18 protein-coding genes and 1 tRNA gene are annotated in these 19,765 nt (G+C 60.6%); 10 read left to right on the forward strand and 9 right to left on the reverse strand.

Annotated elements, in window-relative coordinates; translation table 11 throughout:
- Positions 1-287: 287 nt before the first annotated feature.
- Complete coding sequence (locus V1471_RS02350; protein WP_434286695.1) at positions 288-3,077, forward strand: bifunctional aconitate hydratase 2/2-methylisocitrate dehydratase; 2,790 nt, start codon at positions 288-290, stop codon at positions 3,075-3,077.
- Positions 3,078-3,237: 160 nt separating this feature from the next.
- Positions 3,238-3,996, forward strand: a complete 759-nt coding sequence (locus V1471_RS02355) for a DUF1223 domain-containing protein (protein ID WP_434286696.1) — start codon at positions 3,238-3,240, stop codon at positions 3,994-3,996.
- Positions 3,997-4,010: 14 nt separating this feature from the next.
- On the opposite strand, the gene V1471_RS02360 is transcribed toward V1471_RS02355, so the two are convergent.
- The 5 genes from V1471_RS02360 to purB form a co-directional block, all read right to left on the reverse strand.
- Positions 4,011-4,982 carry a lysophospholipid acyltransferase family protein gene (locus V1471_RS02360; protein ID WP_434286697.1) on the reverse strand — a complete coding sequence of 324 codons (972 nt, stop codon included), beginning with the start codon at positions 4,980-4,982 and terminating at the stop codon, positions 4,011-4,013.
- Positions 4,979-5,884, reverse strand: a complete 906-nt coding sequence (locus tag V1471_RS02365) for a DMT family transporter (RefSeq protein ID WP_434286698.1) — start codon at positions 5,882-5,884, stop codon at positions 4,979-4,981. The genes V1471_RS02360 and V1471_RS02365 overlap by 4 nt, the downstream gene beginning before the upstream one ends.
- A gap of 82 nt (positions 5,885-5,966) precedes the next feature.
- The gene (locus tag V1471_RS02370; protein ID WP_434286699.1) at positions 5,967-7,046 is read right to left on the reverse strand and encodes a flagellar motor switch protein FliG; all 1,080 of its coding nucleotides are present in this window, start codon (positions 7,044-7,046) and stop codon (positions 5,967-5,969) included.
- Between the two features lie 118 nt (positions 7,047-7,164).
- Complete coding sequence (locus V1471_RS02375; protein ID WP_434286700.1) at positions 7,165-7,329, reverse strand: hypothetical protein; 165 nt, start codon at positions 7,327-7,329, stop codon at positions 7,165-7,167.
- Between the two features lie 120 nt (positions 7,330-7,449).
- Complete coding sequence (purB, locus tag V1471_RS02380) at positions 7,450-8,754, reverse strand: adenylosuccinate lyase (protein WP_434286701.1); 1,305 nt, start codon at positions 8,752-8,754, stop codon at positions 7,450-7,452.
- 225 nt (positions 8,755-8,979) lie between these two features.
- Here purB and V1471_RS02385 point away from each other — a divergent pair, with 225 nt between their 5' ends.
- Entirely contained in the window at positions 8,980-9,408 is a 429-nt protein-coding gene (locus tag V1471_RS02385) for a GAF domain-containing protein (protein ID WP_434286702.1), read from the forward strand.
- Positions 9,409-9,414: 6 nt separating this feature from the next.
- The gene (locus tag V1471_RS02390) at positions 9,415-9,870 is read left to right on the forward strand and encodes a DUF6314 family protein (protein WP_434286703.1); all 456 of its coding nucleotides are present in this window, start codon (positions 9,415-9,417) and stop codon (positions 9,868-9,870) included.
- 316 nt (positions 9,871-10,186) lie between these two features.
- Here the strand turns inward: V1471_RS02390 and V1471_RS02395 are convergent, their stop codons facing one another.
- The 3 genes from V1471_RS02395 to V1471_RS02405 all read right to left on the reverse strand — a co-directional run bounded on the left by V1471_RS02395 (position 10,187) and on the right by V1471_RS02405 (position 12,521).
- Positions 10,187-10,606 carry a DUF1284 domain-containing protein gene (locus tag V1471_RS02395; RefSeq protein WP_434286704.1) on the reverse strand — a complete coding sequence of 140 codons (420 nt, stop codon included), beginning with the start codon at positions 10,604-10,606 and terminating at the stop codon, positions 10,187-10,189.
- Between the two features lie 82 nt (positions 10,607-10,688).
- Positions 10,689-12,095 (reverse strand): type I glutamate--ammonia ligase, encoded by a 1,407-nt coding sequence (gene glnA, locus V1471_RS02400; protein WP_434286705.1) that lies wholly within the window; start codon positions 12,093-12,095, stop codon positions 10,689-10,691.
- A gap of 87 nt (positions 12,096-12,182) precedes the next feature.
- Complete coding sequence (locus V1471_RS02405; RefSeq protein WP_066708988.1) at positions 12,183-12,521, reverse strand: P-II family nitrogen regulator; 339 nt, start codon at positions 12,519-12,521, stop codon at positions 12,183-12,185.
- 172 nt (positions 12,522-12,693) lie between these two features.
- Here V1471_RS02405 and V1471_RS02410 point away from each other — a divergent pair, with 172 nt between their 5' ends.
- Positions 12,694-14,277, forward strand: coding sequence for an NAD(P)H-hydrate dehydratase (locus tag V1471_RS02410; RefSeq protein ID WP_434286706.1), 1,584 nt, complete (start codon positions 12,694-12,696; stop codon positions 14,275-14,277).
- 87 nt (positions 14,278-14,364) lie between these two features.
- On the opposite strand, the gene V1471_RS02415 is transcribed toward V1471_RS02410, so the two are convergent.
- Complete coding sequence (locus V1471_RS02415; RefSeq protein ID WP_434286707.1) at positions 14,365-14,685, reverse strand: hypothetical protein; 321 nt, start codon at positions 14,683-14,685, stop codon at positions 14,365-14,367.
- A 143-nt stretch (positions 14,686-14,828) separates the two neighbouring features.
- Here V1471_RS02415 and V1471_RS02420 point away from each other — a divergent pair.
- From V1471_RS02420 to V1471_RS02440, 5 genes are all read left to right on the forward strand, one after another.
- Positions 14,829-14,913: transfer RNA gene (locus tag V1471_RS02420), tRNA-Leu, on the forward strand.
- A gap of 447 nt (positions 14,914-15,360) precedes the next feature.
- A complete protein-coding gene (locus tag V1471_RS02425; RefSeq protein ID WP_434286708.1) occupies positions 15,361-16,887 on the forward strand; it encodes a class I adenylate-forming enzyme family protein in 1,527 nt (508 codons plus the stop codon).
- A gap of 44 nt (positions 16,888-16,931) precedes the next feature.
- Entirely contained in the window at positions 16,932-17,978 is a 1,047-nt protein-coding gene (locus V1471_RS02430; RefSeq protein ID WP_434286709.1) for a TRAP transporter substrate-binding protein, read from the forward strand.
- Positions 17,978-18,475 carry a TRAP transporter small permease gene (locus V1471_RS02435; protein WP_434286710.1) on the forward strand — a complete coding sequence of 166 codons (498 nt, stop codon included), beginning with the start codon at positions 17,978-17,980 and terminating at the stop codon, positions 18,473-18,475. Before V1471_RS02430 ends, V1471_RS02435 begins: the two co-directional genes overlap by 1 nt.
- Positions 18,472-19,761, forward strand: a complete 1,290-nt coding sequence (locus tag V1471_RS02440) for a TRAP transporter large permease (RefSeq protein ID WP_434286711.1) — start codon at positions 18,472-18,474, stop codon at positions 19,759-19,761. Before V1471_RS02435 ends, V1471_RS02440 begins: the two co-directional genes overlap by 4 nt.
- Positions 19,762-19,765 lie beyond the last annotated feature (4 nt).

Genomic DNA, 19,765 nt, shown 5'->3' on the forward strand with positions numbered 1-19,765 from the left:
GCCTGCGTGGTGCTGGGGGAAACTTAGTCCTTTTGCGGGGTTTGTCCATGATGCTGAGCATTCCTGCACAAAGCGCCGTGCTCTTGTGGGGAGGGGGTGTTTTCGTGCAGAGAAGGGAGGAAAATATCGCAGAGAATATGCCTTGCCGGTGCTGAACATCTTGCAACCGGATTTCGCATGGTATACTTTTGCATACAAATTGGAGAGTCGGGTTTCGCGCCATGCTGGTGGTCCCGGCTTTCCGTCTTTTCGTCACTACCGTCTGTCACCAAATGTCAGGGATCGTCATGAGCTTGTACACCGACTACCTAACCGAGATCGAAACGCGCAAAGGCGAGGGTCTGCACCCGAAGCCCATCGACGATGGCGCGCTGGTCGCCGAGCTGATCACCCTGATCGAAGATGAGGGCAACGCGCACCGCAAAGACGCGCTGAACTTTTTCATCTACAACACCCTGCCGGGCACGACCTCGGCGGCGGGTGTAAAAGCGGCTTTCCTCAAAAAAATCATTCTGGGCGAAGTCGCCGTGGCCGAAATCACCCCGGATTTCGCGTTTGAACTGCTGTCCCACATGAAGGGCGGGCCGTCTGTTGAGGTTCTCTTGGACATCGCGCTGGGCGACGCCGCCGCTCTGGCCGCCAAAGCCGGTGACGTTCTCAAGACGCAGGTCTTCCTCTACGAAGCCGACACCGACCGCCTGAAAGCCGCCTATGAGGCGGGCAATGCCGTCGCCAAAGACATCTTGGAAAGCTACGCCAAGGCCGAATTCTTCACCAAGCTGCCGGAGGTCGACGAGGAGATCAAAGTCGTCACCTATATCGCCGCAGAAGGCGATATTTCGACCGACCTTCTGTCCCCGGGCAACCAGGCGCACTCGCGTTCTGACCGCGAGCTGCACGGCAAATGCATGATCACTCCGGCGGCGCAGGCCGAAATTCAGGCGCTGCAAAAAGCCAACCCGGACGCCCGCGTCATGCTGATCGCGGAAAAAGGTACCATGGGTGTGGGTTCGTCCCGGATGTCCGGTGTGAACAACGTCGCACTCTGGACTGGCAAACAAGCCTCCCCCTACGTGCCCTTCGTGAACATCGCGCCGGTCGTGGCCGGGACCAACGGTATTTCGCCGATCTTCCTCACCACCGTGGGCGTGACCGGCGGCATCGGGCTCGATCTCAAGAACTGGGTCAAGAAAACCGATGCAGACGGCAAACCCGTGCTCGATGAGAATGGCGATCCGATCCTCGAGCAAAAATACTCTGTCGAGACCGGCAAGGTTCTGACGATCAACTCCAAAACCAAAAAGCTCTACGATGCGGACGGCACCGAGCTGGCGGACATCGCTTCCGCCTTCACGCCGCAAAAGGTCGAGTTCATGAAAGCCGGTGGCTCCTATGCCGTCGTTTTCGGCAAGAAACTTCAGACCATCGCCGCCGAAACCCTTGGTGTCGAAGCGCCTGCCGTCTTCGCGCCCTCGAAAGAGATCACCAAAGCGGGGCAGGGCCTCACCGCCGTTGAGAAAATCTTCAACCGCAACGCTGTGGGCGTCACCGCGAAAGAGCCGCTTCTGGCCGGGTCCGACGTGCGCGTCAAAGTGAACATCGTCGGTTCTCAGGACACCACGGGTCTGATGACCAGCCAAGAGCTCGAAGCCATGGCCGCAACCGTGATTTCGCCCTCCGTCGACGGTGCCTATCAGTCCGGTTGTCACACCGCGTCTGTCTGGGACAAAAAGGCGCAGGCCAATATCCCCAAACTCATGTCCTTCATGAACAAATTCGGCCTGATCACCGCGCGTGACCCGGAGAGCCATTATCACGCCATGACCGACGTGATCCACAAGGTGCTGAACGACATCACCGTGAGCGACTGGGACATCATCGTGGGCGGCGACAGCCACACCCGGATGTCCAAAGGTGTGGCCTTCGGCGCCGACTCCGGCACCGTGGCGCTCGCACTTGCGACCGGTGAGGCCACCATGCCGATCCCCGAGTCCGTGAAAGTGACCTTCAAAGGTCAAATGAAAGACTACATGGACTTCCGCGACGTGGTGCACGCCACTCAGGCGCAGATGCTCAAACAATGCGGTGACAACGTCTTCCAGGGCCGCGTGATCGAGGTTCACATCGGCACGCTGCTCGCCGATCAGGCCTTTACCTTTACCGACTGGACCGCAGAGATGAAGGCGAAAGCCTCGATCTGTATCTCCAACGACGACACGCTGATCGGCTCGCTGGAACTGGCGAAATCCCGTATCCAGGTGATGATCGACAAGGGCATGGACAACGAGGCGAAAACGCTTCAGGGCCTGATCGACAAAGCCGACAAACGGATTGCCGAGATCAAATCCGGTGAAAAACCGGCGCTGACCCCGGACGAAGGTGCGAAATACTTCGCCGAGGTTGTCGTCGATCTCGACCTGATCGACGAGCCGATGATCGCCGACCCGGACGTGAACAACGCCGACGTGTCCAAGCGCTACACCCACGATACCATTCGTCCGGTTTCCTATTACGGTGCCGAGAAGAAGGTGGATCTGGGCTTTGTGGGCTCCTGCATGGTGCACAAGGGCGACATGAAAATCGTCGCTCAGATGCTCAAGAACCTCGAGAAAGAGACCGGCAAGGTCGAATTCAAGGCGCCGCTCGTGGTGGCCGCACCGACCTACAACATCATCGACGAGCTGAAAGCCGAAGGTGACTGGGAAGTGCTCCAGAAATACTCCGGCTTCGAGTTCGACGATCTCTTCCCGAAAGCGCAGGCGCGCACCGAGTACGAGAACACGCTCTATCTCGAACGTCCGGGCTGTAACCTCTGCATGGGCAACCAGGAGAAAGCCGAGAAGGGCGACACCGTGCTCGCGACCTCGACCCGCCTGTTCCAGGGCCGCGTCGTGGAAGACAGCGCCGAGAAGAAAGGCGAAAGCCTTCTCGCGTCGACCCCGGTCGTGGTTCTGTCCGCCATTCTGGGCCGCACGCCCACGCTCGACGAGTACAAGAAGGCGGTCGAGGGCATCGATCTGACCAAATTCGCACCGCCGCTTCAGGTGCCGAGCACGGCGAAATCCGCGCATTTCTGATCGGATAGCAGAGCGCAAAATCTATGAAGGGCGGCAGAAATGCCGCCCTTTTCCTGTCTTTTGGGACAGTTTCGCGGCTCTGTAACAGCTTCTCGCAAATCCTTGATTGGCCTCGGCGCCCATCCCGGCTTAGACCTGTAAGGCAACCGACGGAGCCTCTATGCGACAGATTCTGGCAGCCATGACCGATTTCCTCCCCCGATCCCGTGGGAGCCTTTTGGCCTTTGGCATGCTGGCATCGCTCTCCGCCATGCCCGCGCTCGCCGACCCGGACGACAATCTCGTGGTGGTGGAGCTTTTCACCTCGCAGGGATGTTCCTCCTGTCCGCCCGCCGACGAAATGATGCGCGAGTTGGCGACACGCGAGGGCATTCTGCCGCTGTCGCTGCATGTCGATTACTGGGATTACATCGGCTGGAGCGACCATTTTGCCCAGCCGCAATTCACCCTGCGGCAGAAATCCTACGCCCATGCCATCGGTAAACGCACGATCTACACGCCGCAGATCATCGTGCAGGGCGCGGATTTTCTTGTCGGCGCCAAGCCGATGCATCTCGCCGATATGGTGATGCGCCAGATGAACGTGCCGCCCGCGCCGGTCGATCTCACCGTGGTCCGCAAGGGTGAACGCCTGTCGATCACCGCCGTACCGGAGGGGCCTTTGCCGAGCGCGATGCGGCTTCAGGTCGTGCGCTTCGATCCGCATGAACGGGTGATGATCGAGCGTGGCGAAAACGCCGGGCAGGTGGTCGATTACAGCAATATCGTCACCGAATGGCGTCCGCTTGCGGAGTGGAACGGCATGGCACCGCTGGCGTTGACCGTCGATGCGCGCGGGCCGGAAAGCGTCGCCGTGATCCTTCAGGCCGCCACCCCCACGGGCCCCGGACCGATCCTCGCCGCCAGCCGTCTCGATTAAAGCCTTAACAGGGCTTAGCGATCGCCCTCGTCAGAGGTCTCCTGATCCCGAAGCCGTTCCGCCTCACGCTGGGCCGCAAGCTTTGCCTGCCTGCGCTCCTGTTTCTCAGGCTTCCAGCGGCGGTGAATCCAGAACCATTGTTCCATGTGCTGGCGGGTGATCGCCTCGAGGCTGTCGTTGAGCGCCTGCGCCATGTCTTCGGGCGCGGTATGCGGCACCGGGGCCTCGACCTGAACCCGGAAATTCAGCCCGTCCTCAAGCCGCACGCCATAGATCGGCACCAGAAGCGCGTCGTATTTCAGCGCCAGTTCCGCCGCCGACAGCGCGGTGGGTGCCGGTTGGCCGAAAAACGTCAGGAGCGCGCCCTGGTTGACATAGACATCCGAGAGAAACCCGATCATCCCACCGGATTTCAGATGTTTGAGCAATTGCGCATAGCCCCGACGTCCTCGGGGGAACAGGGGCTGGCCGATGGTGCCGATCGCCTTGACGTAATGTTCGTTGAAAAACTTGTTCTTCATCGGGTTGTAGAGCGACCCGACGTCATAGCCATGGGCGATGAGGGCGGCGCGCGGCACGTCGTAATTGCCGAAATGCCCGGTGTGCAGGATCACGGGGCGACGGTTGTCACGCGCCTCGCGCAGGATGTCCGCGCCGGGTCCCTCAAAACGGATGTCCTTCATCCGGGCGATGAATTCGGGACCGGAATAGATCTCGATCAGGGTGCGCCCGGCATTGTCCGGCACAGCGCGCATCAGGCGTTTGACCTCCGCTTCCGGCATCTCCGGCAGAACATGGTGCAGGTTGGCGCGCACCCGTGTGTTGTAGCCCGCGAGTGGCGCAAAGACATGTGCCATGAACCAGCCCATGGCACGCACGCGGCTGCGATAGGGCAGGGCGAGCGCCATGGACAAGAGACCGCGCGTGGCGAGGTTGCCAAGGTACTGGCCCAACGTGCCCTCGATCTCTCCGCGTTTGATCTTCATGGCTGCCCCATTTCCTCGGGCACGGGGTCTGCCGTGCCGCTCTTGCGTTCCCGGTGCCAGACATAGAGCCCGGCGGCCACGATCACAAGGGCACCGAGGACGGTCCAGCCGTCCGGGACCGTGCCGAAGACCAGCAGCCCCCAGCCCGACGCGGCGAGCAATCCGGCATAGGAAAACGGCGCAATTGCCGAAGCCTCGACGACAGCATAGGCGCGGATCATCATCAACTGACCGACTGTGCCGAGACAACCGATCAGGACCATGAGCATCAGGGCGGTGCTGTCCGGAGCGACCCAGCGAAACGGTACAATCAGGCTCATCACCCCGGTGCAGATCAGCCCGGAATACAAAAGTCCGGTGAGCGGGCTTTCCTTGAGGCCGATATAGCGGGTGGCCAGAGCGTAGCCCGCCAGACAGGCGGCGGTACCCAAGGGCCAGAGCGAGGTCGGGGAGAATACCGCAGCACCCGGTCGAATGACGATCAGCGCGCCGATCAGAGCCACCCCGATCCCGGCCATGCGGCGCGGTCCGACTTTTTCGCCCAGCAAAAGTGCCGCGCCGAGTGTGATCAGTACGGGGGCCAGATCGGCGACGGCGGTGGCTTCGGCCAGACCTTGTGTGCGGATGGCGCTAAAGAAACAGGCGGCGGCGCCCAGTTGCATCAGCCCGCGCGCGAGTTGCAGCCAGGGGTGTTCGGTTCTGAGCGCCCGTGTCAGCCGGGGCGCAAAGATCAGCACCAGCACCAGAAGCTGGCCACCGTAGCGCGCCCAGAGCACCTGCGAAAGATCGATCCGCTGGCCCAGAAGCTTGGCGGTCATGTCCATCGAGGAGAACACGGTGACGGACATCAGCATATAGAGGATGCCACGCGATTGCGCGGGCAGGCGGGAAAACCAGATCATCGCGCGACGCTAGGGGCGCACGGCGGGTTTGTCCATACGATCAAATCGCCGCCGAACTGTGCGGTCGGGGTGGTGCGTGGGGTCAGTCGTCCCCGGTCAGAAGGAAAATCTCCCCGGTGGCCTCGAGATCGCGGATGCCCGCAACCACGGCGTTCATTGCCTCCTCGGCATCGCTGTCCTTGACCTTGCCGAGATTGTCCATCTCTTCGCGCAGACTTTCGGCCATGCGTTTCGACATGTTGGTGAGGATGAACTCGGTGGAGGCTGCCGCCTCGCCGGTGGCGCCCGCGAGCGCTTTGATCAGCACATCCTGCTCGACACCGCGCACCACTTTGGCGACATCGCGCGGGTCGATGCGGGTGGCGATATTGGCAAAGGTGAAGATGTTCTTGCGCACTTCGTCGGCGAAATCCTTGTCGGTTTCATCGAGCCCTTCGAGCACCCCGTCGCGGGTGCTCGACGACGAGAAGTTGAGGATCGCGCCGACCCGTTCCGGCGGCTCTTCGGGAAAGGCGGCAGAGGGTTGGGCGTCGAGTTGGGCCGCGAGCGAAATGCCGATGCGCTGCACCACCTCGGGGGAAACGCCGGAGGTCAGAGAGATCGCATAGGCGACACGGCGGGCGCGCTCGCCGGGCAGCATGGACATGAGCTGAGCGGCTTTCGAGACCTTGAGTTTCGACAAGAGCACCGCACCCACCTCGACGCTTTCCTCTTGCAGGATCGGCAAAAGCCGGGGGATTTCCACGTCGGCAATGCGCTGCCACGGATCGCCCGTCAGAGAAAACCCGGCGTTCGAGCGCAGTTTCGAGGCGGTCGTGGCGGAAATCGTGCCATCGAGCACTTTCAAAGCGCCCTCCAGCCCGCCGGGGAAGGACAGGCCGATGGCTTCGATCTCTTCGAGGAATTCCTCGACGACGGAGGTCAACGTATGCTTGTCGATATAGCGCAGCTCGGTCAGTTGATGCGCCAACTCGACCTGCATTTCCTCTGGAAAACTGGCAAGCGGCAGTTTGACCTCCTGCGCGGCCAACAATTTAACGATGATCGCCGCCTTGGCCTTTTTCGACAGGCGCGCGGGCATGCGCGACACGGGCGAGGGCAGGTCAAAATCCGGTATTGCGCCAAAGTTCCCGAGATCGGGCAGGCTTCCCATGTCATTCATTTGCGGCAATCCGTCCACACGCGCCTCACTCGCGATTCAGTCTTTGGTTCAGCCCAACATCGTCGATGAGGCTTAACGGGAGGTGACTAACGGACGGAAATTTGCCGAAAATTGTGTGTTATCCGACGATCTGCTCGACGCAGGTGCCGGTTTCCTTATCCCAAGTGTAACCCTCAGCGCAGGACGCGAGCTTTTGTTCATGGGGGCAGGTGAAATCCTGCGCCGCGAGCGGGTTGGAAAGGGGCATGAGCAGGGCAAAGGCGAGAAGCGTGTATTTCAACATGAAAATCTCCCGAAAGCGTGGTGGCCTTCGGGAGATCGTATCACAGAATCGGTGATTTTCTCAGGGTTTTGCACTTGCCGCTGTGTCGGGCTTATTCGCCGAACACCCAGCCCGGCGAGTTTACTCGCCAAAAACCCGTTTGAAGATCGTGTCGACGTGTTTGGTGTGGTAGTCCATGTCGAATTTCGAATTGATCCCGTCGACGCCAAGGGCTGCGACCACGTCCTTGTCGGCCAGAAGCTGTTCGCGGAAATCGACGCGATCTTCCCAGACTTTCAAGGCGTTGCGCTGCACCATCGTATAGGCATCCTCGCGCGACACACCGGCCTGGGTGAGCGCCAGCAACACGCGCTGCGACATCACCAGACCCGGGAATTTGTTCATATTGGCCAGCATGTTGTCCGGGAAGATCAACATCTTCTCGACCACACCGGCGAGACGGTTGAGTGCGAAATCGAGGGTCACAGTGGCGTCCGGGCCGATGCCGCGCTCCACAGAAGAGTGCGAAATATCGCGTTCGTGCCAGAGCGCCACGTTTTCCATGGCGGGCACGACGGTCATGCGCACCAGACGCGCCAGACCGGTGAGGTTCTCGGTCAGGACCGGGTTCTTCTTGTGCGGCATGGCCGAGGAGCCTTTTTGGCCCATGGAGAAGAACTCCGCGCCTTCGAGCACTTCGGTGCGCTGCATGTGGCGGATTTCAATCGCAATGTTCTCGATCGAGGAGGCGATGACGCCCAAAGTGGCAAAGAACATGGCGTGACGGTCGCGCGGGATGACTTGGGTCGAGATCGGCTCCGGGCGCAGGCCCATTTTCTCGCAGACATGCTCTTCGACCGCCGGGTCGATATTGGCGAAGGTGCCGACCGCGCCGGAGATCGCGCCGGTGGCAATCTCCCATTTGGCTTTCTCAAGACGGTTCTTGTTGCGATCCATCTCGGCGTAGAATCGCGCGAAGGTCAGGCCCATGGTGGTCGGTTCAGCATGAATGCCGTGAGAGCGGCCGACGCGGACGGTGTATTTATGCTCCAGCGCGCGGGTCTTGAGCGCGGCCAGGACCTTGTCGATGCCGACCAAAAGGAGGTCGGCGGCGCGCACGAGCTGGACGTTGAGGCAGGTGTCGAGAACGTCCGACGAGGTCATCCCTTGGTGGACGAAGCGGGCCTCTTCCGAGCCGACATGTTCGGCGAGGTGGGTGAGAAAGGCGATGACGTCATGTTTGGTGACGGCCTCGATCTCGTCGATGCGGTCGACGTCGAATTCGACATCCTTGGCTTTCCAAACCGCATCCGCGTTTTCCTGCGGGATCACGCCAAGTTTCGCTTGGGCGTCGCAGGCATGGGCCTCGATCTCGTACCAGATCTTGAACTTGGTGGCGGGTTCCCAGATGTCGACCATCTCTTTGCGGGCGTAACGGGGGATCATCGGCAGGCCTTTCCTATACAGAACGCGTTGCGGGTCTCTTACGGCGAAGGGGCTTCGCGCGCAAGCCGGAGCCCGCGCAAAACACGTTGGGACCTGAGGCTTTGCGTGGTAGATTGCCGGACAGGAGAAGCCTTTCGCAACCGGCCCGCGTCGCATGCCCGTTGCCAAGTGCTTTTCGGCTTTCGGGATGGCCATCTTTTCGTGTTTGATTACGGCGACCCTCAGGTGAGGGAGATCGCAGACGGTCTCCATGCGCAGATCGCGCCTTCCGGCGTGCTGGTTTACCGTGCGCAACCTTCAGACGCCGGAATCCAACTCGAGGTGCTGGCCAACACCAATCACCCGATGGGGCGGTCGCTTGAGCGGGTTCTGATGCCGGAGCACACCATTGGGCATCTCGTGGTGGACCTCGGTCGCGAAATTGTCGTTGATGACACGCTCGTGCATCCGCTGATCAAGGATACGGGGGCGGTGTCGGTGATGGGAATCATGGCCTATATCGGCGTGCCCTGCCGGTTTCAGGGAGGGGTGTTCGGCGGGATTTCCGCTGTCGATACCCATCGCCGTCATTGGGGCCATGAAGAGGTGCAGGCCGTGCGTGACAGTGCCAGTGCGCTTGAGCGTCTCGCCAAGGAGCGGCACGGCGGGCTATAAGGCGGCATGATCACACTGAACGATTTCGCGGGCGCGTGGCGACTGTCGCGACACATTGAGGATGCATTGGCGGGCGGCACGGCCCGGCTTGAAGGCTATTGCCGGTTTACTCCGCAGGACGACGGTTTGCTCTGTACCGAGAGCGGCACGCTGATCTTGCCGGGGCGGGAAGGGGGCTTTACGGCGGAGCGGCGTTATTTCTGGCGGAGCGATCCGGATGGGATCGCGGTATTCTTCGACGACGGGCGGTTCTTTCACCGTTTCGATCCGAACGCCGCATCACCCGCAGCCGATCACGATTGCGCCCCGGATGCCTATGCCGTGCGCTATGATTTCTCCGGCTGGCCGCTCTGGTCTGCGCAATGGCGGGTCAAAGGGCCGCGCAAGGATTACGTAAGTGTCTCGCAATTCAGCCGTCGCAGGCGCAGCCCGGAGGCTGATGACAGGCCTTGTCGCGATTGATGCAACTGTTGCCGCAGGCTTTGCCCTTGTGGCACACTTTGCAGCAGGCGGCGAGGTAGGGCGTTGCCCCGTTCTGCACCTCAGGTGACAACAGGTTTTGCAAGAGATCGGGCCGGAGCTCTGACTGGTGGTCGGGCGTCGTGGATCTTGGAGCGCTGTCGGCGAAAGCTACGACAGGAGCGAGCAGGCAAAGGGCCAGGAGAAGGGGTTTCATGGCAATGGGTCCGTTAAAATGACGTCCGATCTTAACAAAGGTTAACAAAAGGTAAACGATTCACCGGACGGAAGCGCGCGCTCGCCGGTCAGATGCGGGTGATCAGCTCAAGAGACGGACATTCGGAAACCCGGACCGGGCAACTTGCGTGCACAGATCGGACCATTCGCAGCCCCGGCAGGCGGTTCGGACATCGCCTTGGGCAAAGGCGGCCCTCAGCGTCGCGAGCCTCTCGGGGCCAAGCACCAGTTTGGCGCCCGGAGAGATGCCCTGCTCCAGAACCCGGCCCACATCCCGCGCCGCCAAAGCGTCCCGCGAGATCACCGAGCTGCCATGGCAATGTTCGTGCAGGTCACAGGCAATGGGCGCGCAAATGTCGTCCGGGCCCTCCACGATTTCGACCTCCTCGCCCGCGTTTAACCGCGTAACGATCCGGTCATATCCAGCGACGAAGGCGGGTGAATAGCCCTTGCCGACATAGGTGAGCAGACAGAGGAGATGATGGGGGCGCAGGTGGATCATGGAGGGAGAAAGCCAGAGAAGCGAGCAAAAGAAAAGGGCCCCCGAGAGGGAGCCCTTTCCAAAGTCTGAAAACCGCTGCCGATTAGCAGGAGTAGTACATTTCGTACTCGACCGGGTGCGGGGTGTGTTCGAAGGCATAAACCTCTTCCCACTTGAGGTCCATGTAGCCTTCGACCTGGCTCTTGGTGAACACGTCGCCAGCAAGCAGGAAGTCCATGTCTTTTTCCAGCTCTTCGAGCGCTTCACGCAGCGAACCGCAGACGGTCGGGATCTCGGCCAGTTCTTCCGGCGGCAGATCGTAGAGGTCTTTGTCGGACGAGGGGCCCGGATCGATCTTGTTCTTGATGCCGTCGAGGCCAGCCATCAGCAGGGCCGCGAAGCACAGGTACGGGTTCGAGGACGGATCGGGGAAGCGGGCTTCCACGCGTTTCGCCTTCGGGGATTCCGACCACGGAATACGCACGCAGCCAGAGCGGTTGCGAGCGGAGTAGGCGCGCAGAACCGGAGCTTCGAAGCCCGGGATCAGACGCTTGTAGGAGTTGGTGGACGGGTTGGTGAAGGCGTTCAGAGCTTTCGCGTGCTTCAGGATGCCGCCGATGAACCACAGGGCTTCGTCGGAGAGATCGGCATATTTGTCGCCAGCGAAGAGCGGCTTGCCGTCTTTCCAGATCGACATGTTCACGTGCATGCCCGAGCCGTTGTCGCCCTTGATCGGCTTCGGCATGAAGGTGGCGGAACGGCCATAGGCCAAAGCCACGTTGTGGATCACGTATTTGTATTTTTGCAGGTTGTCGGCTTGCTCGGTGAGCGTGCCGAAGATCATGCCAAGCTCGTGCTGCGACGTTGCCACCTCGTGGTGGTGTTTGTCGACCTTCATGCCCATGTTGGCCATGGTGGTCAGCATTTCGCCACGGATGTCCTGGCCGTCGTCGGACGGGTTCACCGGGAAGTAGCCGCCTTTGTAGCCCGGACGGTGGCCGAGGTTGCCCATTTCGAATTCGGCGTCGGTGTTCCAGGCGGCGCCATCGGCGTCGATCTCATAGGCCACCTTGTTCGGGGTCACGGCGTAACGCACGTCGTCGAACAGGAAGAATTCGGCTTCCGGACCGCAGTAGAACGTGTCGCCGATGCCGGAGGATTTCAGGTAGGCTTCTGCGCGCTGCGCACAGCCGCGCGGATCGCGGTCGTAGGATTCGCCGGTGTCCGGCTCGACCACGGTGCAGTGCACGCAGAGGGTTTTCTCGGCATAGAACGGGTCGATGTACACGGACTCCGGATCGGGGATCAGTTTCATGTCGGACTGGTCGATCGACTTCCAGCCGGCGATGGAGGACCCATCGAACATGAAGCCTTCTTCGAAGAAGTCTTCGTCCACTTCGGTGTGGCGCAGCGTCACGTGCTGCAGCTTACCGCGCGGGTCGGTAAAACGGACGTCGACGTACTGGACGTCTTCGTCTTTCATGGTCTTGAGAACGTCTTGGATGCTCATAATTCGACCTTATCCCTTTGGTTGAGTTATTGCGTTTGTGGCGAAAGGCACGCGCCAGGGTCCCCTGCGTCGCGCCCGGCGCCTTCCTTAAAGCGCGTCTTCGCCAGACTCGCCAGTGCGGATACGGATCGCCTGTTCGACAGGCGAGACGAAAATCTTGCCGTCGCCGATCTTGTCGGTCTTGGCCGCGGTCACGATCGCCTCAATGGCGCCGTCGACCTGATCGTCGGAGAGGACGACCTCGATTTTCACTTTCGGCAGGAAGTCCACGACATATTCCGCGCCGCGGTACAGCTCCGTGTGGCCTTTCTGGCGCCCGAACCCTTTGACCTCGACCACGGAAAGACCTTGCACGCCGATCTCTTGCAGCGCCTCTTTCACTTCGTCGAGCTTGAAGGGCTTGATCACAGCTTCGATCTTTTTCATGGACCTTCGACTCCCTAAACTTCGTTCGCTGACTGTCAGACCATTTCTCTTATGCGGTCACAATCGACTAACCTGAGGGGGCGTAAAACGCCCACAGGATTCGCATATGCATGCACAATATTTGTGCCAAGCGAGTTTAAAAAGGGCATTTTGAAAACTTTTGAGGCAAAACATGGCAGAATTGCTGACCAGTGCACAAATGCGCGCCGTTGAGAAGGCGGCCATCGACAGCGGGGAGGTCACCGGGCTGGAGCTGATGGAGCGCGCGGGCGCGGGAGTCGTCGCGGCGGTTTTCGAGGAATGGCCGGAACTGGCGCTCTCTTCGTATAAAGCCGTTGTCCTCTGCGGCCCCGGCAACAACGGCGGCGATGGGTTCGTGATTGCGCGCCTGTTGAAGCAACGTGGCTGGGAGGTGGAGGTGTTTCTCTACGGCGATCCCGACAAGCTGCCGCCCGATGCGAAGGTGAATTATGAGCGGTGGGGGGAGTTGGGGGAGGTACTGCCTTTTACGTCTTACTCTGAGCGTAAGACTTGGGCCTGTAGCCTTGTGGTTGACGCACTGTTCGGCACTGGGCTGACGCGCGCCGCGCCCGAGCTTGGTGAACTATTCTGGAATATGGAGGACATGGTCGATTGTTTTGCCGTTGAGCCGAACCATCCCCTCGGGAGGCCGGCCATCGTGGCGGTCGACATCCCCAGTGGCCTCTGCGCGGACAGTGGTCGAGACTTCGAGATCGAGGAACATTGGTGGCGTGCTTCGGCAACAGCGCATCTCACTGTGAGTTTTCACCGCGCAAAACTCGGGCATTATCTCGGTGAAGGTCCTCAAAAGTGTGGAAAGCTTGTCGTAGTGGATATTGGCCTGTCAAAAGGCAGCCCAGCAAAGCTCGATTCTCCGGTTAAAGCCGTTGGGACTATCCATAATGCTTGGTTTGATAAAGACGGTGACTCACACAAATACATTCACGGCCACCCCCTGATCCTCTCCGGTCTCTCCGGGAAAACCGGTGCCGCGCGTCTCTCTGCCCGTGCCGCCCTCCGTGTGGGGGCGGGCCTCGTCACCCTCGGCACCCCGCATGAGGCCGTCACAGAAGTCGCCGCACAGATCACCGCCATCATGCTGACCGAAATCGATACGCCGGAAATTCTAACCCGCGTCCTGACCGACAAACGCCTCAACGCGCTCTGCATCGGTCCCGGTTTTGGCGTCGAACGGGCAGGGGAGTTCCTGCCCTATGCGCTTGCCGCCAAACGTGCCACCGTGCTCGATGCCGATGCGCTCACGGCGCTTTCGGAAAGCGAAACCGGCTTTGCCGACCTGCATGAAAACTGCGTCCTCACGCCCCACGCGGGCGAGTTCAAACGCCTCTTTCCTGACCTCGCCGCCAAACTCGCGGAGCGCCCCTCCAAAGGCCCTGCCTATAGTAAAGTGGATGCTACGCGCGAGGCCGCCAAACGCGCGGGCTGTACCGTGCTGTTCAAAGGCCCCGATACGGTGATCGCTTCGCCGAACGGGCGCTGTTCGATCAATGCCGCCGTCTACGATCGCGCCGCGCCATGGCTCGCGACCGCTGGCTCCGGCGATGTCATTGCGGGGCTGATCACCGGCCTCATGGCGCGCGGGCTTGCCCCACATCATGCTGCGGAAACCGCCGCCTGGCTCCATGTCGAAGCGGCCCGCAGCTTCGGTCCCGGCCTGATCGCTGAGGACCTGCCCGAAGAATTGCCAAAGGTCTTCCGGGCGCTGGGGCTCTGACTTTTGGTTTCCTTTGCTGCGGAAAATACTCAAAACAAAAGCCGCCTCGAAGGGGCGGCTTTTTACATCGCTCGGACTGCACAACAATCAGGCGGCGAAGGGCATTCCCGTCTCGCTCATCACCATAAGCCCGTCGGCATAGATGATTTCCTCACGCTCGAAGCTCAGCTTGAACCGCTTCGGTGCGGGGGTGTCGATGCCCAAAAGGGTCCGCATGCCCGACCGCGTGATCACCCGGTCTCCGGGTTCGAGAAACTCGACCGGCAGGATGCCATCGGCGGTCATCACCTTGGTGCCAAGGGGCAAGCCCTTGTCGTCATTGGGTAAAATGCCACGCACGCGGAGCCGTTTCGACGGATTGCGCCCGTCGTCATGCTCGTGATCGTGCCCGCTGCCTTTATAGGTCATGTCAGGGCCTCTGAATGTCTCTGCCTCATATGGTCCCGAGAATATGGTAATTTTGTGTTAACGGACAGGATTTTCTTGGCTGGCCTTTATGCGGGCGATTGGCCCTTTTCCTTATGTTGCACTTTTGCTATCAGCGCGCCAACGCGGGTGTGGCGAAATTGGTAGACGCACCAGATTTAGGTTCTGGCGCCGCAAGGCGTGGGGGTTCAAGTCCCTCCACCCGCACCATTTTTAATAGGCCTACCGCGCGGAGCGCTACTTGAGGCCAGTTTCGGTTCGAGAATTATCCTTTCTCCTGCACCATCTTGAATTGGTCTGCCGCGCGATGTGCTCCTTGGGGGCCTGGTGCGTTTCAAGAAGTCCCACCTCTTCTCCGGCGCTTTCATTTGGCTGCCTTCCCCGTCTTCGCGTGCCGTGGGCTTTCCAGCCTACGAGGGGCGTGTCCTGAAGGGCCGCAAAACTCTGTCCATGCTGTGTTTTGAATGTTTTTCGGTGATCGCGCCGAGATTCTGAGCGCTCCAAGGCACTTCCATGGGCGCGGGGCAGTTGAGGTTCTGCGCATCTCTTCCCGTCAAGGCGAACAGGGAGGGGGCTTCGGACAATTAACAGTACTTTAGAGTATTGACGGAATCGAATCCCTGTGTATGGTCTTCTCTCATAGCGGGAGGAACGCACATGACATCGCTTGATTTGCTTGACTGGCAGGGTTCCCTGCCAGCCGGAAGCCTTGTGGAAATTTTTCAAAACGGCGCAATTACGCACCCGGATCGCCTGTTTATCACGGATAAACAAATCAGGTTGACCTGGGGGGAAGCCGAGAAGGCCGTCAAAGGCTTTTCCGAAACCTACGGAGATCGCCTGCACGGCAAGGACGTTGCCATGTTCATGAGCAACGGCTCAAATTTCTTCATAACATACCTTGGAGTACTGTTTTCGGGTGCGCGCCCGGCGCTGTTGAACGCGGCGATGCCGCGGAAATCGGGCGCGATTTTGATGAACACCCTGATGCCGGAAATGGTGTTTTCGGATCATGTGCTCGAATTCAACGAACAGGCGATTGTCGTCGATCAGGCGCTGATCGCGGCGTGGATCGCAACCGACAGCGCACGGGAAAGCGCCTGCGGTCAGGGCGACGAGCCGGCCACCTACCTGTTCTCAGGCGGCACCACGGGTGTGCCGAAGCGCATTCTCTACACCCATCGCAAACTGGTCGAGGCGGGCGCGCGCATGCAATGGGGCTGGCCCCTGCGCCCCGCGGAAGTCTTCCTGCCGATCGCGCCCTACAGCCATATCTACGGCTTTCTCGCGGGCATCTGCCTGCCGCTGCAATCGGGCGGTTCCTCGATTGTGCCGGAACGGTTCCATCCCGCCGATGTGCTCGATCTGATCGAGAACGAGAAGGTGACCGTGCTGGGCGGTGGCCCGCCCGCGATCTATCAGGCGATGATGGCCGACCCGGATCTCGACAAACGCGATCTGAGCTCGCTTCGGGTCTGTCCGGGCGGCGGTGCGGCCTATCCGGTCGAGGTACATCGCCGTTGGAAAGCCCTGACCGGGCTGACGATCTTTGAGGGCTACGGCATGACCGAGGTGGCGCCGATTGCGGTGAACACCGAAGAGCTGGGACACCGCGCCGGGGCTGCTGGCAAGCCGGTGCCGGACACTGAAGTCGACATCGTCGATCTGGAAACCGGGACGCGGTCGCTGCCCCGCGGCGAGGCGGGTGAAATCCGCGTGCGCGGCCCGCATATCATGCCGGGCTATTGCAACAACCCGGAAGAAACGGAGCTCGTTCTGCGCGACGGCTGGGTGCACACCGGCGACATTGGCGTGATTGACGAAGAGGGGTTCCTGACCATCACGGATCGCAAGAAGGATGTGATCATTCACAAGGGTTTCAACGTGTTCCCGCGCGAAGTGGAGGAGGCGATCATGTCGCATCCCTCGGTTGCAGGCGTCTGCGTGGTCGGCGCACCCGATGAGCGGTCCGGAGAGATCGTCGTCGCCTATGTGACACTGCGCGATGGCTTTGAGATCGATCAGGACGGGCTTTGCGAAGAGAGCAAACAGTTCCTCGTCAAATACAAGCTGCCGGGCCGGGTAGAATTTCTCGACGCCCTGCCGCTGACGCCCGCCGGAAAAGTGGACCGCATGGCTTTGAAAGCCCGTGCTCGCGCATCGCAGGAGGCGGTGAGCGCCTGACCGGTTTCGATACCCACCTGTGTTCAAAGGGAGGAAACACAGACATGACTGCACAGATGAAACGCCGACCCGTTCTCAAGGGCATGTTGGGCGCCGTTGCCCTGACCGTGGCGGGCATGCCCGCGCTGGCTGAGGACGCTTTGGTTCTCAACTACAACCAGTGGTTCCCGAGCGGGCATTGGTCGCAGGCCGACGGGCTTTATAAATGGTTCGAGCAGATCGAAGAGGTGACCGAAGGTCGGGTGAAGGTTCAGGCCTCCGCCAAGCCCTTGGCGCCGCCGAACCGCAACTATCAGGCCGTGATCGACGGCGTGGCCGACATCGCATGGGGTCCGCATGGCTATACGCCGGGAGTGTTCCCGCTGACCGAAATGGTCGAACTGCCGTTCATCACGGAAGATGCGGGTATTTCGTCCAAGGCCTATTGGCGTCTGTGGAAGGAATATTTCGAACCGACCGGTATGCAGAGCGACGTCGTGACGCTTGCCATGCATGTCACGGCGGGCGGCAATATCTCCATGCGCAAGGCGCCGGTGACTTCGATGGCCGATCTCAAGGGCAAGAAGATGCGCGTGCCGACCCCGGTCGTGGGCCGCGTGCTCCAAGAACAGGGCGTCGTGCCGGTCTCCGGATCGCTCACCGAACTGCGTGAAATGCTGTCACGCGGGATCGTGGACGGCACGGTGATCTCCGACGAGCTGATCACCGGGTTCAAGGTCGACGAAGACGTGCATGGCGTGACCCGCGTGCCGGGCGGGATTTTCTCCAACTCCGCTTTTGTCATCATGAACAAGGGCAAATGGGACAAGATCAGCGCCGAGGATCAGGCCGCGATCATGGAAATCTCGGGCGAGGTGCTGTCTGAGACCATGGGCGGGCTGTGGCAGTCCAATGACATCGCTGCGGGCGAGATGTTCAAGGAGCGTCTGGGCGAAAACTACATGACCGCCTCCGATGCCTTCATGGCCGAGATCGCGGAAGCCTTCTCCGGGGAACTGGATGCGTGGAAAGAGACCGCGACCGGGCTCGGCATCGACGCTGAGGCGGCTGTGGCCTTTTACAACACCGAGATCGAAGGGCTGAGCCAGTAATGCACCCGCATGATCTCATGAAATATGCCCAGTGGCCCTTCCGCATTCTTGCGGAAGTGGCCCTTGTGGGGCTCGTCGTGATCACTGCGGTCGATGTCATCGGCCGGGTGGTGTTCGCGAGCCCTCTGGGCTTTGCTTACGAGTTGGTCGGGTTGCTTCTGGGCGTCTCGGTCTATGCCGGTCTTATCGGCATGAACTGGACCCGCGATCACATCCGGATCGACTTGATCGAAGGGTTTCTGAGGCGCTTCCCGCGCTTTGATCGCATCCGTGCGGGCGGGGTCTGGCTTTTGGAAGTCGTCTTTTTCACCATCGTTGCGCTCTACGTGGCCCGTCAGGCCGTCCAGATGCAGCGCTGGCATGAGACCTTCCTCTTCCTGCCGCTCGAAAAATGGCTGCCGCTCGCGGTCTACGCCGGTTTCGCCGCTTTGGCAGCGCTGAGCACGGCTCTCGCCGTCATCCCAAAACTCCAAGCCCGCAAAGAGGACCTGAAATGATCATCGGTTTGGCATTTCTCGCCCTCATGGTGCTTTTGTTCCTGCGCACACCGATTGCGGTGGCGACGGGGCTTGTCGGCCTTGTTGGGCTTGCGGCATTCCAAGGCTGGACGGCGGCGTTTTCGCAGGTCGGCATCATCGCCTCCGAAACCGTTTTGACCTATGAATTCGCGGTCATCCCACTGTTCATCGTCATGGGCGCTTTCATCGCGCATTCCGGCATCGCCGAGGAACTGTTTCGCGCCTGTTACGCCCTCGTCGGGCATCTGCGCGGGGGGTTGGCGCTGTCGACCATCGTGGCGTGCGGCGGGTTTGGCGCGGTGTCCGGTTCGTCTCTGGCGACGGCGGCCACCATGTCGCGCATCGCCTATCCGCAGATGAAGCGCTACGGCTACAACACGCCCTTGGCGACCGGCTCCATCGCGGCGGGCGGTACGCTCGGCATCCTGATCCCGCCCTCCATCGCACTGGTGTTCTATGGCATCATGACCGAAACCGACATCGGCGCGCTGTTTATGGCGGGCATTGTGCCGGGCATCATGGGGATGTTCCTTTATGCAGGTGCTGTGTTCTGGACCGTGCTGCGCGATCCCAAAGCCGGACCTGCGGGCGAAAAGCCGACCTGGTCCGAACGCGTCAAGGCGCTGACCGGCGTGTGGTCTGTGATCTTACTCTTTGGCATTGTCATGGGCGGCATCTACGGCGGGTTGTTTTCGCCTACGGAAAGTGCCGGGATCGGCGCGTTTGGCGCTCTTTTGATCGCCGCTCTGCGCGGGCGGCTGACGTTCCAGATGCTCAAGACCTCGCTCGCGGACGGCATCTCCACCACCGTGTCCCTGATGATGATCCTGATCGGCAGCTTCCTGTTCGCCAATCTCGTCAACGTCGCCCGTGTGCCGCAGGCGCTTGTGGGAACGATCGAGGCCATGGCCGTGCCGCCGCTTCTGGTGATCTTCCTGATCATCCTGATCTATGTGGTGCTGGGCTGTGTGCTGGAAAGCATCTCCATGATGCTTTTGACCGTGCCGGTGTTCTTTCCGCTCATCGTGTCCTTGGGGTTCGATCCGATCTGGTTCGGTGTGCTTGTGGTGGTCGTCGTCGAGATCAGCCTGATCACGCCGCCCATCGGCCTCAATGTTTTCATTCTCAACGCGGTGCTGCGCGATGTGCAGCTCACCGACATCTTTCGTGGCGTGGTGCCGTTCATCGTGGCGGATGTGGCGCGGGTTCTGCTCGTCGTCTTCGTCCCCGCGATCTCGCTCACGCTGCCGTATTTGCTGAAATAGGAGG

Origin of the sequence: Celeribacter sp. SCSIO 80788 (genome assembly GCF_051054295.1) — a bacterium.
Lineage (GTDB): Bacteria > Pseudomonadota > Alphaproteobacteria > Rhodobacterales > Rhodobacteraceae > Celeribacter.

What these genes read in the sequence shown, in the direction of transcription:
- V1471_RS02350 (WP_434286695.1), top strand. Translation starts at nt 288, where the DNA reads ATGAGCTTGTACACCGACTACCTAACCGAGATCGAAACGCGCAAAGGC.
- V1471_RS02355 (WP_434286696.1), top strand. Translation starts at nt 3,238, where the DNA reads ATGCGACAGATTCTGGCAGCCATGACCGATTTCCTCCCCCGATCCCGT.
- V1471_RS02360 (WP_434286697.1), bottom strand. Translation starts at nt 4,982, where the DNA reads ATGAAGATCAAACGCGGAGAGATCGAGGGCACGTTGGGCCAGTACCTT.
- V1471_RS02365 (WP_434286698.1), bottom strand. Translation starts at nt 5,884, where the DNA reads ATGATCTGGTTTTCCCGCCTGCCCGCGCAATCGCGTGGCATCCTCTAT.
- V1471_RS02370 (WP_434286699.1), bottom strand. Translation starts at nt 7,046, where the DNA reads ATGAATGACATGGGAAGCCTGCCCGATCTCGGGAACTTTGGCGCAATA.
- V1471_RS02375 (WP_434286700.1), bottom strand. Translation starts at nt 7,329, where the DNA reads ATGTTGAAATACACGCTTCTCGCCTTTGCCCTGCTCATGCCCCTTTCC.
- purB (WP_434286701.1), bottom strand. Translation starts at nt 8,754, where the DNA reads ATGATCCCCCGTTACGCCCGCAAAGAGATGGTCGACATCTGGGAACCC.
- V1471_RS02390 (WP_434286703.1), top strand. Translation starts at nt 9,415, where the DNA reads ATGATCACACTGAACGATTTCGCGGGCGCGTGGCGACTGTCGCGACAC.
- V1471_RS02395 (WP_434286704.1), bottom strand. Translation starts at nt 10,606, where the DNA reads ATGATCCACCTGCGCCCCCATCATCTCCTCTGTCTGCTCACCTATGTC.
- glnA (WP_434286705.1), bottom strand. Translation starts at nt 12,095, where the DNA reads ATGAGCATCCAAGACGTTCTCAAGACCATGAAAGACGAAGACGTCCAG.
- V1471_RS02405 (WP_066708988.1), bottom strand. Translation starts at nt 12,521, where the DNA reads ATGAAAAAGATCGAAGCTGTGATCAAGCCCTTCAAGCTCGACGAAGTG.
- V1471_RS02410 (WP_434286706.1), top strand. Translation starts at nt 12,694, where the DNA reads ATGGCAGAATTGCTGACCAGTGCACAAATGCGCGCCGTTGAGAAGGCG.
- V1471_RS02415 (WP_434286707.1), bottom strand. Translation starts at nt 14,685, where the DNA reads ATGACCTATAAAGGCAGCGGGCACGATCACGAGCATGACGACGGGCGC.
- V1471_RS02425 (WP_434286708.1), top strand. Translation starts at nt 15,361, where the DNA reads ATGACATCGCTTGATTTGCTTGACTGGCAGGGTTCCCTGCCAGCCGGA.
- V1471_RS02430 (WP_434286709.1), top strand. Translation starts at nt 16,932, where the DNA reads ATGACTGCACAGATGAAACGCCGACCCGTTCTCAAGGGCATGTTGGGC.
- V1471_RS02435 (WP_434286710.1), top strand. Translation starts at nt 17,978, where the DNA reads ATGCACCCGCATGATCTCATGAAATATGCCCAGTGGCCCTTCCGCATT.
- V1471_RS02440 (WP_434286711.1), top strand. Translation starts at nt 18,472, where the DNA reads ATGATCATCGGTTTGGCATTTCTCGCCCTCATGGTGCTTTTGTTCCTG.